General features: G+C 73.5%; 13 protein-coding genes. 11 read left to right on the forward strand and 2 right to left on the reverse strand.

From position 1 onward, the window contains the following. The first annotated feature begins 5 nt into the window (after positions 1-5). The 8 genes from OG550_RS25500 to OG550_RS25535 all read left to right on the forward strand — a co-directional run bounded on the left by OG550_RS25500 (position 6) and on the right by OG550_RS25535 (position 7708). Positions 6-437: a cupin domain-containing protein gene (locus OG550_RS25500; protein ID WP_327681283.1), complete on the forward strand. Its 432-nt coding sequence runs from the start codon at positions 6-8 to the stop codon at positions 435-437. Continuing rightward, entirely contained in the window at positions 434-1720 is a 1287-nt protein-coding gene (locus OG550_RS25505; RefSeq protein ID WP_327681285.1) for a beta-ketoacyl-[acyl-carrier-protein] synthase family protein, read from the forward strand. Before OG550_RS25500 ends, OG550_RS25505 begins: the two co-directional genes overlap by 4 nt. Then, complete coding sequence (locus OG550_RS25510; RefSeq protein ID WP_327681286.1) at positions 1717-2952, forward strand: beta-ketoacyl synthase N-terminal-like domain-containing protein; 1236 nt, start codon at positions 1717-1719, stop codon at positions 2950-2952. The genes OG550_RS25505 and OG550_RS25510 overlap by 4 nt, the downstream gene beginning before the upstream one ends. Before the next feature lie 32 nt (positions 2953-2984). Next, entirely contained in the window at positions 2985-3353 is a 369-nt protein-coding gene (locus OG550_RS25515) for an antibiotic biosynthesis monooxygenase family protein (RefSeq protein WP_327681287.1), read from the forward strand. A 4-nt stretch (positions 3354-3357) separates the two neighbouring features. After that, complete coding sequence (locus OG550_RS25520; protein ID WP_327681288.1) at positions 3358-4785, forward strand: tryptophan 7-halogenase; 1428 nt, start codon at positions 3358-3360, stop codon at positions 4783-4785. A gap of 56 nt (positions 4786-4841) precedes the next feature. Further along, positions 4842-5240 (forward strand): nuclear transport factor 2 family protein, encoded by a 399-nt coding sequence (locus OG550_RS25525; protein ID WP_327681289.1) that lies wholly within the window; start codon positions 4842-4844, stop codon positions 5238-5240. A gap of 32 nt (positions 5241-5272) precedes the next feature. Beyond that, on the forward strand, positions 5273-6451 hold the full coding sequence (locus tag OG550_RS25530) for an RCC1 domain-containing protein (RefSeq protein WP_327681290.1): 1179 nt from the start codon (positions 5273-5275) through the stop codon (positions 6449-6451). A 207-nt stretch (positions 6452-6658) separates the two neighbouring features. Then, positions 6659-7708: an ArsR family transcriptional regulator gene (locus tag OG550_RS25535; protein ID WP_327681291.1), complete on the forward strand. Its 1050-nt coding sequence runs from the start codon at positions 6659-6661 to the stop codon at positions 7706-7708. 374 nt (positions 7709-8082) lie between these two features. Here the strand turns inward: OG550_RS25535 and OG550_RS25540 are convergent, their stop codons facing one another. Both OG550_RS25540 and OG550_RS25545 read right to left on the reverse strand, forming a co-directional pair. Further along, on the reverse strand, positions 8083-8838 hold the full coding sequence (locus OG550_RS25540) for a GNAT family N-acetyltransferase (protein ID WP_327681292.1): 756 nt from the start codon (positions 8836-8838) through the stop codon (positions 8083-8085). Positions 8839-9015: 177 nt separating this feature from the next. Then, complete coding sequence (locus tag OG550_RS25545; protein ID WP_327681294.1) at positions 9016-9933, reverse strand: SDR family NAD(P)-dependent oxidoreductase; 918 nt, start codon at positions 9931-9933, stop codon at positions 9016-9018. A gap of 167 nt (positions 9934-10100) precedes the next feature. Between OG550_RS25545 and OG550_RS25550 the strand changes: the two genes are divergently transcribed. From OG550_RS25550 to OG550_RS25560, 3 genes are all read left to right on the forward strand, one after another. Beyond that, on the forward strand, positions 10101-11891 hold the full coding sequence (locus OG550_RS25550) for an MDR family MFS transporter (RefSeq protein WP_327681295.1): 1791 nt from the start codon (positions 10101-10103) through the stop codon (positions 11889-11891). Positions 11892-12178: 287 nt separating this feature from the next. Next, entirely contained in the window at positions 12179-13156 is a 978-nt protein-coding gene (locus OG550_RS25555) for an NAD(P)-dependent oxidoreductase (RefSeq protein WP_327681297.1), read from the forward strand. Between the two features lie 31 nt (positions 13157-13187). Continuing rightward, entirely contained in the window at positions 13188-14822 is a 1635-nt protein-coding gene (locus OG550_RS25560) for an outer membrane protein assembly factor BamB family protein (protein WP_327681299.1), read from the forward strand. The last annotated feature ends 64 nt before the right edge of the window (positions 14823-14886 follow it).

A 14886-nucleotide genomic window follows, 5' to 3' on the forward strand; every position in this document is an offset into this window, starting at 1 on the left:
GCGCCATGGCCGTCAGGAACTACCGAATCGTCGGCATCGACGACGTCCCCGCCAACCGGAAGCGCGGCGGCGAGACCCGCGCGGTGCTCTCCCCGGCCACCGTCGGCTCGACCTCCGGCTTCATGGGGATCGCCCGCCTCCAGCCGGGGGAGCGGATCAGCGAGCACTACCACCCGTACAGCGAGGAGTTCGTGCTCCTCGTCCGCGGCGAGCTGACCCTCGACCTGGACGACAAGCCGTTCGAACTGTTCGCCGGCCAGGGCCTGGTCATCCCGAAGGACGTCCGGCACCGGCTGCGCAACACCGGCACCGAGGAGGCCTTCGCGGTCTTCCACCTCGGCCCGCTGGCGCCGTCCCCCGAGCTGGGGCACGTCGACACCGAGGACGGCCCGGGCACCAAGGCCCACGACGGACACATAGTGCTGGGGGAGCGATGACCGCATCCCCCTCCGCAGGCGCCCGCCGCGTGGTGGTCACCGGGATCGGCGTGGTCGCGCCCGGCGGCACCAGCCGCGAGACCTTCTGGAACCTCATCACCTCCGGACGCACGGCGACCCGCCGGATCAGCGCCTTCGACCCGTCGGCGTTCCGCTCGCAGATCGCCGCCGAGGCCGACTTCGACGGCGTCGCGGCCGGCCTCACCCCGCTGGAGCTGCGCCGCGCCGACCGCTACGTGCAGTTCGCGCTGGCCGCCTCCCAGGAGGCGGTGACCGACGCCGGGCTGGAGCTCGACGAGCGGACCCGCGAGGAGACCGGCGTGGTGCTCGGCTCCGCCGTGGGCGGCACCATCGTCCTGGAGGACGAGTTCGTGGTGGCCAGCGACTCCGGCCGGAACTGGCTGGTCGACCCGGACGTCACCAGCCCGTTCCTCTACCAGGGCCTGATCCCCAGCAGCCTGGCCGCCGACGTGGCCGCCCGGCACTCGGTGCACGGCCCGGCCGTGGTGGTCTCCACCGGCTGCACCTCCGGGATCGACGCGATCGGCCACGCCTACCAGCTGCTGGTGGACGGCGAGGCCGAGGTGATGATCACCGGGGCCTCCGACTCGCCGATCTCCCCGGTCACCGTCGCCTCCTTCGACGCGATCAAGGCCACCACCCCCGACAACGACGACCCGGAGCACGCCTCCCGGCCGTTCGACCGGGACCGGCACGGCTTCGTGCTCGGCGAGGGCTGCGCGGTGCTCGTCCTGGAGGAGCTGGAGCACGCCCGCCGGCGCGGCGCCCGGATCTACTGCGAGGTGGTCGGCTACGCCAACCGCGGCAACGCCTTCCACATGACCGGCCTGCGCCCGGACGGACTGGAGATGTCCGAGGCGATCAGCGACACGCTGCGCCAGGCCCGGCTCAACCCCGAGGACGTGCACTACATCAGTGCGCACGGCTCCGGGACCAGGCAGAACGACCGGCACGAGACCGGCGCCTTCAAGCGCTCGCTCGGCCACGCCGCGTACGGGGTGCCGATCAGCTCCATCAAGTCGATGGTCGGCCACTCGCTGGGCGCGATCGGCGCGATCGAGATGGCCGCCTGCGCGCTGGCCGTCGAGCGCGGGGTCGTCCCGCCGACCGCCAACTGGCAGAACCGCGACCCGGAGTGCGACCTCGACTACACGCCCAACACCGCCCGCGAGGTGCGGGTCGGTGCGGCGCTCTCGGTCGGCAGCGGCTTCGGCGGCTTCCAGTCCGCGATGCTCTTCGCCAAGCTCGGGAGGACCCGATGAGCGAGCGGCGCGCGGTCATCACCGGTGTCGGCGTGGTCGCGCCGAGCGGCACCGGCAGCGAGGCCCACTGGAAGACGGTCTGCGGCGGCGAGAGCCGGATCGGCCCGATCACGCTGTTCGACGCCACCCCGTACGAGACCACGCTGGCCGGCGAGGTCGGCGACTTCGACGCCAACCGGTACGTCGAGCGCCGGCTCCAGGTGCAGACCGACCGCTGGACCCATCTGGCCTACGCGGCGGCCGAGTTGGCCTTCGGCGAGGCCGAGCTGGACCCGTCGGTGGTCGAGCCGTACAAGTTCTCGGTCGCGCTGGCGAGCTCGTCCGGCGGCAACCAGTTCGGCCAGCGCGAGCTCCAGCGGCTCTGGCAGCCGGACACCTCGCGGACCGTCGGCGCGTACCAGTCGATCGCCTGGTTCTACGCCGCGACCGTCGGCCAGCTGGCGATCCGGCACCAGGCCAAGGGCCCGTCCAGCGTCCTCGTCTCGGAGGGCGCCGGCGGCCTCGACTCCCTGGCGCACGCCGCCCGCCTGGTCCGCCGCGGCGCCGACGTGGTGCTCGCGGGCGGCACCGAGGCACCGCTCGGCCCGTACGCGCTCGCCTGCCAGCAGCGCGGCGGCCGGCTCTACACCGGCACCGACCCGGCGGCGGCGTACCTGCCGTTCGACGAGCGCGCGGCCGGCCACGTGCCCGGCGAGGGCGGCGCGGTCTTCGTGGTCGAGGACCTCGAACACGCACTGGCCCGCGGCGCCCGGATCCGGGCCGAGATCTCCGGCTGGGCCGCCACCCAGGACGGCGCCCCCACCACCCGGACCGGCGCCGGATCGGTCCGCCAGTACGCCCGCGCGCTGGGCACCGCGATCGAGCGGGCCGGGCTCACCCCCGGCGACGTCGACGTGGTCTTCCCGGACGCGGTCGGGGTCCCCGCGTACGACCGCTCCGAGGCGCAGGCGCTGCGCGAGGTGTTCGGCGGGGCCGGACCGGCCGCCGTCACCACCCAGAAGCCGCTGACCGGCCGGCTCTACCAGGGCGGCAGCGCCCTGGACGCCGCGACCGCGGTGCTGGCCATGGACTACGGCCTGATCCCGCCCTCGGCGGGTCCGGCCCGCCCGGCCGACGGCTGCGACCTGGCCTTCGTCCGCGAGGAGCAGGCCGTCGAGGTCGGCGCCGCGCTGATCGGCGCCCGCGGCTTCGACGGCTTCAACAGCGCCGTCCTGCTGCGCGCGTACTCCTGACCCACCCCAACGACCTCGGAAGGGAGACCGCCATGCCGGTCGACGAGGGCGCGGCGCGAGGCCGCGTGCTCTTCCTCATCACCGTCAAGGAGGAGCGCCGCGAGGACTTCCTCAAGGCGTACGAGCAGATCCGCCACCTGGTGGCGGAGGGTGTCCCCGGGCACGTGCGCGACCAGGTCTGCCAGTCGTCCACCGACCCGGAGCAGTGGCTGATCACCAGCGAGTGGCGCGCACTGGACGACTTCGTGGCCTGGGAGCAGACCGAGGAGCACCGGGACCTGGTGCGCCCGATGCGCGAGTGCTTCACCAACGCGAAGTCCATCCGGTTCCACATCCAGGCCGAGACCTCGCGGGACACCCCGCGGGCGAGCCTTTCCACTCCCACCACCACCCTGGGGTGAGGTCATGACACGGACACTGATCATCGGTGGCAGCGTCGCGGGCCTGGTGGCCGCGCTGGCGTTCGCCGACCTCGGGCACGACGTCACGGTGCTGGAGCGGGACGCCAACGAGGCCCCCGACACCGTCGCCCTGGCGCACAGCGACTGGCAGCGGCCCACCGTGCCGCAGATGCACCAGTCGCACGCCTTCGGCTCGCTCGGCACCAACCTGCTGCGCGACCGGCTGCCCGCCGTCCACCAGGCCCTGGTGGCGGCCGGCGCCCGGGAGATCGAGCTGGGCCGGGCGATGCCGCCCACCCTGGCCGACAAGACCCCGCACCCGTCCGACGCCGAGCTGCGGATGATCGGCAGCCGGCGCTCCACCTTCGAGCTGATCCTCCGTCAGGAGGCGCTGCGCAGGCCGGGGATCTCCTTCCGGCGGGGCGAGACGGTGCGGGGCCTGACCGTGGCCGACCGCGGCCCCGCCCGGGTGACCGGCGTCGTCACCAAGGACGGCCGCAGCGTCGCGGCCGACCTGGTGATCGACGCGAGCGGCCGCCGCTCGCAGGGCACCGAGTGGCTCCGGGAGCACGGCCTGGCCGAGCCGGAGCAGGTCGCGCAGAGCGCCGACATCACCTACTACACCCGCTACTACCGCGCGCTGAGCCCGCGCCCGGCCGGACCGCTCAACCGCGGCTTCGGCGCCGGCGGGCTCTGGGACCACTACACCGGCGTGATGTTCCTCGGCGACAACGACACCTTCACCATCTCCTTCGGCGTCCTGCCGGACGACACCGAGCTGAAGGCGCTGCGCATCGAGGACGCGTTCACCGCGGCCGTCCGGGCCACCCCGCTGCTCGCCCCCTGGGTGTCGCCGGAGGTCGCCGAGCCGATCTCGCCGGTGCACGCGATGGGCGGCCTGGACAACTCGCTGCGGCTGTACGGCCAGGACGCGCAGCCGGTGCCCGGCTTCCTGCCGGTCGCCGACGCGGTCTGCACCACCAACCCGGCGTACGGGCGCGGCGTCTCGCTGGCCCTCGCCCACGTGCTCGGCCTGGCCGACCTGGTGCGCGAGCACCCGGAGCCGGACGCCGAGCAGGCCGCCCTGGCGGCCGGTCTGGCCGGGCGGACCTTCCGCCCGTGGTTCGAGGACGCGGTCCGCAACGACGCGGGCCGGGCCCGGCTCTGGCGGGCCACCGTCGCCGGCCAGCAGCTCCCGCCGCTGCCGCCGGACGTCATCACCTTCGGCACCGTCGCCGAGGCGGCCGCCACCGACGAGGTGGTCTGGCGCCGGCTGGCCCGCACCATGATGTCGCTCGACAACCCGGCCGGCCTCTACGAGGACGAGGAGATCCGGCTGCGGGTCAAGCAGGCCGGCGCGAGCGGTCCGCCGCCGTTCCCCGCCCCGGACCGGGCCTCCCTGGTCGACGTCGTCCGCCGCGCCGCGGGCTGACGTCCCGTCACATCCCCCTTCCCGCCCCGCAAGGCACCCACCACAGGAGGAGAGTCATGAAGGTCGTCGACCACCCCAACGCCAAGCTCATGGAGGCGGTCTACGCCGCGTTCACCGTGGGCGACGTCCAGAAGGCCGCCGGCTACTGGACCAAGGACTGCGTGCACTACTACCCGGGCACCAGCGAACTGTCCGGCGCGCACGAGGGCATCGAGTCCGCGCTGGCCTTCGCCGGCCGGATGTTCGAGATCTGCCAGGGCCGCATCCAGATGGAGATCCACGAGATCGGCGCCAGCGACACGTTCGCCTTCGCCACGGTCTTCACCCGCTACGAGCGCGAGGGCAAGAGCCTGGAGATGCCGTTCGTCAACGTGGCGCGCATCCAGGACGGCCTGATCGCCGAGTTCTGGACCTACCCCGAGGACCAGTACGCCGTCGACCAGTTCTGGGCCTGACCGCCCCCCGACGATTGAGAGGTCGCATCACCATGGCAGGCATCATCAGCAGTTGGGGTGACAACACCAACGGCCAGCTCGGCGACGGCGGGACCGTCCACCGGGCCGCCGCGCAGGACATCAAGGGCCTGGAGGGCGTGGTCCGGGTGGTGGCCGGCAGCGGCCACGCGCTGGCGCTGACCGCCGACGGCGAGCTCTGGGGCTTCGGGCGCAACGCCTTCGGCCAGCTCGGCGACGGTTCGACGGAGAACCAGGCGAGCCCGGTGCGGACCATCGGCCTGCCCGGCCGGGTCCGCTCGGCCGGGGCCGGCGGCGGCCACAGCGCCGCCCTGCTGGAGGACGGCACGGTCTGGGCCTGGGGCGCGGGCTTCTTCTGCGCCCTCGGCGAGGCCAACTTCGGCGTGCAGCCCGTCCCGGTCCGGGTCGAGGGCCTGGAGGACGTGGTCGAGCTGTCCGTGGGCGGCGCGCACAACCTGGCGCTCAAGGCCGACGGCACCGTCTGGTCCTGGGGCCGCGACGACCGCGGCCAGCTGGGCGACGGCCCGGACTCGACCCACCCGGGCCGGATCGTCCGCACCTACATGACCGCCTCCTTCGACTGCCGGCCGCGCCCGGCCGTGATCGAGGGCCTGGAGCCGGCCGTCCGGCTGAGCGCCGGCGGCGGCCACAGCCTGGCCGTGCACGCCGACGGCTCCGCCTCGGTCTGGGGCTTCAACGACCGCGGCCAGCTCGGCGACGGCACCACGATCGACCGGGCCGCCCCGCAGAAGGTGCAGGGCCTCGGCCCGATCACCCAGCTGGTCGGCGCCTACCACCACACGGTGGCGCTGCTGGCCGACGGCACCGTCGCGGCCTGGGGCCTCAACGACGGCGGCCAGCTCGGCGACGGCACCACCGTCGACCGGGCGGTGCCCGCGCCCGTGCCGGGGCTGACCGGCGTCAAGGCGGTGGCGGCCAGCGGCGGCGGCACCGACGCCAACCCGGGCACCGGCGGCCACGCGCTGGCGCTGCTCGCCGACGGCTCGGTGCTCGGCTGGGGCTGGAACAACTGGGGCCAGCTGGCCGCCGGGGACGCCGAGACCGTCCCCACCCCGGCCCGGATCGCTCTGTCCGGTCCGGCGGTGGGCATCGCCGCCGGCGGTGAGATCCCGCCGACCAACAAGTTCATGGCCAACCCGGGCGGCGGCTTCGCCTTCGCCCTGCTGGGCTGAGCCCCTTCCGGGCAACCGCCGTGCGGCCCCGGCCCGTCCGGGGCCGCGCGGTGCCGGTCCGCCCGGTCCGCCCCGAGTGCGCCGCCGGGTCCGCCCGGCCGCACCCGCCGCAGGGCCGTCCGGTCCGTCGATCCGTCCACCCATGACCGCTCGGGCCGCGGGCGCCGTCCGCCCGCGGCCCGGTCCCCGCAGGGAGGCCTCACCCTTATGACCGCCGTTCCCCAGACCGCCCCTGCCTCGGCCGGCGCGGTGTTCCTCTCCGAACTCATGTTCCCGTCCACGCCGCGCTGCCTGGCGCTCGCCGCCGAGTACCGGATCGCCGAGCTGCTGGCCGACGGCCCGCTGCCCGCCGCCGAGCTCGCCGAGCGCGCCGGGGTGGCCGCCGGCCCGCTGGCCAAGGTGCTGGGGCTGCTCGCCGAGGACGGTGTCTTCGAGGAGACCGAACCCGGCGTCTTCGCCAACACCGGGCTCTCCGAGCTGCTCCGCCCCGGGGTGCCGGGCTCGATGGACGCGATGGCCCGGATGGTCGGCGCCGAGTGGCTCTGGGCCTCCTGGGGCGCGCTCGACCACAGCCTGGTCACCGGAAAGCCCGGCTTCGAGAAGGTGCACGGCACCGCGCTCTGGCCGTGGCTGCAGCGCAACCCGGGTGCGGCCGCCACCTTCAACCAGGCGATGACCGACTTCACCGACGCGCTCGCCGACGCGCTGGTCTCCGCCTACCCCGAGTTCGCCGAGGCCGGCGCGGTCTGCGACCTGGGCGGCGGGCAGGGCACCTACCTGGCGGCCATCCTGCAGAAGTACGACGCCCTCGGCCGCGGCGTGCTGGCCGACCTGCCGAGCGTGATCGAGCAGGCCCGGACCCAGCCGGACGTCGCCAAGCTCGCCGAGCAGGGCCGCCTGGAGTTCGAGCCGGTCGACTTCTTCGCCGGCGTCCCGGCCGGGATCGGCGCGTACGTCACCAAGCAGGTCTGGCACTCCTGGCCGGACGACGCGCTGGTGCGGCTGCTGCGCAAGTGCCGGGAGGCCTCGCCGGGCGCCCGCTTCGTCGCGGCCGAGCTGGTGCACCGCGAGGGCGTGCCGCGGTTCGTGAAGAACTTCGACCTGGTCATGCTGGTCACCATGAGCGGCGAGGTCCGGACCGAGGAGCAGTTCGCCGAGGTGTTCCGGCGCGGCGGCTACCGCCTGAACCGGGTGGTGGCCACCGGGACGGCCTTCTCGCTGCTGGAGGCCGTGCCCGATCCCGACCCGCTGGACTGACCGTCCCGCGGGACCGACCGACCCGCGGGACCGGCCGACCCGCTGGACCGACCGGTCCGCCGGATCCGCTGGACCCGGCCGTCTGCCGGACCGGGTGCCCCCGGTCCGGCAGACGCGGATCGGGCCGTCGCCGGTCGGGCCGTCGAGGGCCGTCGCCGCCCGGCCGTCGCCCCGGCCGTCGTCGGCCGGACCCGTGGCGGCCCGTCCGGCGGTACTGCGCCGACCGGGCGGAACGCTCCGGACCAGGCGCCCCGGAATACCCGTCCGCGCATTCTCCGGTGAATTCCAGGGGTGCCACGGAAAAGGGCCCGGATCCTTTGCGGATCCGGGCCTCCGGCGTTCCCCCCGGGGGAATTCCCGGGGGGATTCCCTGCTCAGTCGAATCGGAATTCCGCCAGGCCGCCGGCCGGCCGGAACCCGAACGACTCGAAGAGCGACCGGATGGCACTGTTGCCCTCCGCGGTGACCGCCAGGCAGATCACCGACTCGCGCACGGTCAGCTCGGCCAGCATCTCGCCGAGCAGCGCCCGGCCGTACCCGCCGCGGCGGTGCTCGGGTCGCACGAACATCGGGTTGAAGCGCACCACGCCCGCGACGGAGGCGGTGCGGCCGAGGATGGCGACCGCCTGCCCCGACAGCTCCCAGACGCGCAGCAGGCCGGACGAGATCTGCTGCTGGACCGACCGCTGGGCGATCTCCCGGCTGAGCCCGGCGCCGTGTGCGGCCTCCAGGCACCAGTCGGTGAAAAGCTCCAGCTCATCGGCCCGGGCGGCGCGGGACTGCCCGGCCGGGGCCGGCCGGTCGGAGGTCACGGCGGGGCCGGACAGGCTCAGCACCTGCTCGCGCCGCCCGGCCCGGGCCGGGCGGCCGGAGGCCTCGGACCATGCGGCGGCGAACGCGGCGACGGCCTCGTCCGGGCCGATCGCGCCGGGCAGCCGGTCGGGGCCGGCGCCCAGCTCGGCGCCGAGCGCGGCCGCGGCCGCCGCCGGCATCCCGCTCAGCACGACCAGGTGCGGGGGTGTGAAGGCCGCCGCGCCGACCACCGGCGTCCTGCCGGAGTCCGGGTCCTCGACCCGGCTCCAGCTGATCGGCGGGGCGGTCGGCGGGCGGAACTTCGCACCTGCCAGCATGGTCAGCAGGATGGAATTCTCGACGGGGTTGCCAGCAATCCACCCACCGGTTTCGGAGATGAACTCTTCGGTGTTTCTCGTGGTTTTTACGAGCATGTCGAAAAAATAGCCCGAGGATGGTTCGCTGGCAATGGGGCGATGGGCTTTTCCCGGTATCTGACCGGTTCCGGGCCGGGGTCAGCCCGCGTTCGGCCGGCCGCCGCCGGGGCCGCCCTGGCCCTGAGCACCCGGAGCACCCTGACCCGGAGCGCCCTGACCCGGAGTGCCCTGACCCGGGGCACCCGGACCGCCCGCACCCGGACCGCCGGGACGGCCGCCGGGGCCGCCATGCCCGCCGCCGGGCCGCTGCATCATCCCGGCCGAGACGCCGGCCGTCATGCCGCCCTCCAGGCCGAACAACGAACCGGTGATGAAGCTCGCCGCGTCGCTGCCCAGGAAGACGACCGCGTTGGCGACCTCCTCCTCGGTGGCGATCCGGCCCAGTGCGGTGCCCGACCCGGCCCGCTCCAGCGCACCCGGCTGGCCGCCGACCCGCTGGCGGAACTCCTCGGTGTCGACCGGCCCGGTGATCAGCGCGTTGACCCGGATGCCGGCCGGACCGGCCTCCAGGGCGGTGGCCCGGGTCAGGCCGACCACGCCGTGCTTGGCCGCGGTGTACGCGCCGAGGCCGAACGCGGTGCCCTGGACGCCGGCGGTGGAGGCGTTGTTGATGATGCTGCCGCCGCCGTTCGCCCGCATGGCGGCGATCTCGTGCTTGAGCGCGTGGTAGGTGCCCGTGAGGTTGACGGCGATCACGGCCGCGAAGGCCTCGGCCGGGACCCGGTCCAGCGGGCCGAACGCCCCGCCGCCGCCCGCGTTGTTGAAGGCGATGTCGAGTCGGCCGTGTCGCTCGACCGTGGTACCCACGAGGCGGGCGATGTCATCCTCCACGGTGACATCGGCGGCGATGAACTCCGCCTGCCCGCCCTTCTCGCGGATCCTGTCGACGACGGCCGCGCCGAGCTCGGCCCGGCGGCCGGAGACCACCACGTGCGCTCCGGCGGCGGCCAGCGCGATCGCGGTGGCGGCCCCCATCCCGGAGGTAGAACCGGTCACGAGCGCGATTTTCCCCTGGAGTTGGCTCATCGTTCGCTGCCCTTCCGGGCGACCGTGGCCGCCCTTGACGTTGGCTCTTGACGGCTAATTTTGATTGTATAGTCTATACGAATTCAAGCTCGGAGCAAGGACTCCGAGCCGGCGGACGCCTCCTCAAGGAGTACCCAATGAGCGCCCCGTACGCTGCACCCGCCCCGGAAGTCCCACGGAAGACCTTCCTGACGATCTTTGCCGCCCTGGTGCTTGCCATGTTCCTGGCAGCCCTGGACCAGACGATCGTGGCGACGGCCCTGCCGACCATCGCCGGCGACCTCGGCGGCGTCACCCACCTCGCGTGGGTCGTCACCGCCTACATGCTCGCGGCCACGGCCGCGACGCCGCTCTGGGGCAAGCTGGGCGACCTCTACGGCCGCAAGCTGATGTTCCAGTCGGCCATCACCATCTTCCTCCTCGGCTCCGCGTTGTCCGGACTTTCCGCCAACATCGGCCAGTTGATCGGTTTCCGGACCCTCCAGGGTCTCGGTGCCGGTGGTCTGATGGCGCTGGCGATGGCGCTGATCGCGGAGCTCGTCTCGCCCCGCGAGCGCGGCAAGTGGATGGGTTACGCGCAGTCCTGCTTCGTGGTGGCCGGCGTGGTCGGCCCGCTGATCGGCGGCGCCTTCGTCGACCACCTCACCTGGCCGTGGATCTTCTACATCAACCTGCCGATCGGCGTCGTCGCGCTGGTCGTGGTCAGCTCGGTCCTGAAGATCCCGGTCAACCGGCAGAAGCAGCAGCTGGACTACCTCGGCTCGGCGCTGCTCAGTGCCGCGATCGTCGCGATCCTGCTGGTCTCGGTCTGGGCCGGCGACCAGTACGCGTGGGGCTCGGTGCAGGTCATCGGCCTGCTGGTGCTCGCCGTGGTGCTGCTGGTCGGCTTCGTGCTCCAGGAGAAGCGGGCCGCCGAGCCGGTCGTCCCGCTGGCTCTCTTCAAGGACCCGGTGGTCCTGGTGGCCACCCTGGGTCTCTTCCTGACCTCGATCTCGCTCTTCGTGGCGACCGTCTACACCCCGCTCTTCCTTCAGGTCGCCAACGGTGACACGGCCACCGAGTCCGGCCTGCTGCTGGTCCCGATGATGCTCGCCACCGTGGTCAGCCTGACCATCTCCGGCAAGGTGGTCGCGGCCACCGGCAAGTACAAGCTGTTCCCGATCCTGGGTCTGCTGGTGATGTCGCTGGGCCTGTACCTGATGTCGACGCTCAAGGCCGACTCCTCGGAGGTCGCGGCCGGAGGCTTCCTGGCCGTGTTCGGCATCGGCTTCGGCATGGTGAGCCAGGTGCTCATCGTGGCGGTCCAGAACTCGGTCGAGATGCGGCAGTTGGGCGTGGCCACGGCCGCGGCGAACTTCTTCCGCTCGCTCGGTGGCGCGATGGGCGTCACCGTCTTCGGTGCCATCCTCAACTCGCAGCTGCGCGACTGGCTGCCGAAGAAGGTGCCGGCCGAGGCGCTGGAGCGGCTCGGCACGGACGGTGTGCTGACCGCTCCCGCCAAGGTCCGGGCGCTGCCCGAGCCGGTGCGCGACGGCGTGTCCGACGCGCTGGCCCAATCGCTGCACGTGGTCTACCTGGTCGGCATGGTGGTGGCGCTGCTCGGTGCGCTGGTGGTGGTCTTCCTCCAGGAGCGTCCGATGCGCGCGCCGATGGGTGCCCCCGGCGGCAAGGGCGGCCCCGGTGGTCCCGGTGGCCAGGGCGGCCCCGGCGGCCCGGGTGGTCAGCACCAGGGCCAGGGCGGCCCCGGCGGCGGTCAGTGGCAGGGCGCGCAGGGCGGTCAGGGTGCCCCCGGCGCCCCGGGTGCCCAGGGCGTCGGCGCGCAGGGCGCCCCCGGTGGGCCGGGTGGCCAGGGCGCGCAGGCCGGCCAGGGCGGTGGGCGTCCGGAGGCCTCCGGCCCCGGTGCGCGCCCGGAGGCCGCGGCCGGCTGACGGTCGCTGGACCGGTGTCCCGCCGCTGCGCACTCCTCCCCCTCCGTCCGGTCCGGGCGGTGGGGGAGGAGTCGTGTCCGGGCGGTGATTTGACGCCACGTCAGCGTTCGGTACGGCTCGAAACGGACGCCGAAAGGCGATGCGGAGTGAGTGTTCACCCGCTAGTCTGGACGGGTAGTCGGCACCCCGGCCGCGGTGGGGCGGGGTGCCTGGCACGGCCTTCCCCGCCGCACTCCGAGCGCCGGGAGTCCCGGCGCGACCAGCCCACCAGGAAGCGGGTCGACTCCATGGCCGACATACCCAGCCAGCAGCGGCGTGCACTCTCCCGGGACCTCCCGCCCGCCGACGCCCCCAGCATCCCGCCGGTGACCAGGATCGGCGTCATCGGCCTCGGTGTGATGGGCGGCGGCATGGCCTCCCGACTGCTCGACCAGGGCCACCGGATCGTGGTCCACAACCGCACCCCCGAGCGCACCGCGCCGTTCGCCGCCCGCGGCGCGGAGGTCGCCGACACCCCGGCCGCGCTGGCCGAGCGGGTCGACGTGGTCCTGCTCAGCCTCGCCTCCGAGGCCGCCGTCGACGAGCAGCTCTTCGGCCCCGGCGGCGTCCTGGAGACGCTGCCCGCGCACGGCATCGTGATGGACACCAGCACCGTCTCCCCGGACTTCGCCCGGTCGGTGGCCGAACGGGTGGCCGGCCGCGGCCGCAGCGCCGTCGACGCCTGCATCATCGGCAACGGCCAGCACGCCAAGGACGGCGAACTCCGCTTCATGGTCGGCGGATCGGCGGAGACCTTCGACCGGCTGAGCACCGTGATCGAGCCGCTCGCGAAGGAGATCCGCCACCTCGGCCCGAGCGGCCTCGGCGCCACCGCCAAGGTGATGCTCAACGTGCTCATGGGCGTGGAGATGCAGGTGCTCGCCGAGTCCGTGACGCTGGCCCAGGCGGCCGGCATCGACCGCGACCTGGCCCTCCAGATGATCAGTGAGAGCGGCTTCAGCTCGCCGGTGATGCGCTTCAAGGCCGGCGTGATGCGCCGCCGGTTCTACGGCGACCCGCAGTTCCGGCTCGACCTGATGCGCAAGGACCTCCGGCTGGCCACCGCGGAGGGCGACCGCCTCGGCGTCGCCACGCCCGTCTGCGACGCCACCCACGAGACGCTGATCGCCGCCGCCGAAGCGGGCCTCGGCGAACTGGACTGCGCCGCCGTGCTCTCCCACGCGGAAGCCGCCGCGGGCCTGTCCGCCACTCCGGACCGTACGTGAACCACACGCCCTCACCGAGGAGTTGACCCACGTGTCCCAGTACAGACGGCCCCGGGCGGCCAGGTACGGCACCGCCCTGGTGGCGCTGCTGACCGCCCTCGTGATGCTCACCGTCACCAACGGCGCCGGAGCCGACGACGGCGGGGGTGACCGCCACCGCTCCGGCAACTGGAGCAGCTGGCAGTACGACGCCACCGGCACCCGGTTCAACGACCAGGAGCGCCGGCTCACCCCGGCCAGCGTCGACGGCCTCGGCCTCAAGTGGGCCTTCGGCCACGCCAAGGTGCCCGGCGTCTACCTCGGCAGCCAGCCCGCCGTGGCGGACGGCACCCTCTACGTCGGCGGCGCCGAGGGCACCTTCCACGCGATGGACGCGAAGACCGGTGCCGCCCGCTGGACCTTCGACGTCGCCCCGGTGGCCGGCGCCCACTCCACCACCAACCCGGACCCGGTCCGCAGCAGCCCCGCGGTCGAGGGCAACACCGTCTACTTCGGCGACAACCGCGGCTACCTGTACGCGCTGGACCGCCGCAACGGCACGCTGCGCTGGTCGCTGAAGCTCGACAACCACCCGCTGGCCCAGATCACCAGCTCCCCGCTGGTCCACGACGGCAGGGTCTACGTCGGCGTCTCCAGCAAGGAGTCCGGCGCCACCTTCGACCTCACCTACCCGTGCTGCACCTTCCGCGGCTCCGTGGTCGCGGTGAACGCCTGGACCGGGCAGCTGGAGTGGCGCCACTGGACCAGCCCCGAGCCGCAGCAGGTCGGCACCTGGCCCAACGGCGCCAACCGCTACGAGCCCTCCGGCGTCGCCGTCTGGAGCTCCCCGGTGCTCGACCGGGCCAGCAACACCATCTACGTCGGGACCGGCCAGAACTACACCGGCGCGGCCGGCGACACCGACTCGGTGCTCGCCCTGAACGCCCGTACCGGCGCGGTCCGCTGGCGCACCCAGGAGACCTTCCCGGACACCTTCACCGTCGCCTGCGGCACCCCCGGCGCCGACGCCTACTGCCCGAGCAAGGCCGACGGCACCGACCACGACTGGGACTTCGGCGCCAGCGCCAACGTCTTCAGCATCGGCAACCGCCGGGTCGTCGGCATCGGCCAGAAGAACGGCGTCTACCACGTCTACGACGCGCTGACCGGCGCCAAGGTCTGGGACCGCGCGGTGGTCGCCAACCCGAACACCAAGGGCGGCAGTTCGGGTATCCAGTGGGGCACCAGCTACGACGGCAACCGGCTCTACGTCGCCACCTGGTTCGCCAATCCGGGCACCCTGTACGCGCTCGACCCGGCGACCGGCGCGATCATCTGGCAGAAGGAGAGCCCCGCCGACGGCTGCCAGTGGGGCGGCGCCGCCGCCTACCCGCAGCTCTGCCAGCGCGCCTTCACCCCCGCCGTGACCGCGACCCGCGGACTGGTCTACGAGGGCGGCGCCGACGGCAAGATGAGGGTCTTCTCGGCGGCCACCGGTGCGGTGCTCTGGCAGTACGACGTGGTCCGCGACTTCACCACGGTCAACGGCGTGCCGGCGCACGGCACGGCGCTCTCCGGTGGTGGCGGCGCGGTGGTGGCCGACGGCATGCTCTACGTCCAGGCCGCCTACTACCCGCAGTATCCGAGCGACTCGGGCGGCGTACTGCTCGCCTTTTCCCTACCGTAGGACACGTTGTCGTAGCGAAGGTCAACTCATGGCCGGCGGCGAACAGTTGCCGCCGGCCCCTGGC

The sequence above is a fragment of the Kitasatospora sp. NBC_00458 genome (genome assembly GCF_036013975.1).
Classification (GTDB): Bacteria; Actinomycetota; Actinomycetes; order Streptomycetales; family Streptomycetaceae; genus Kitasatospora.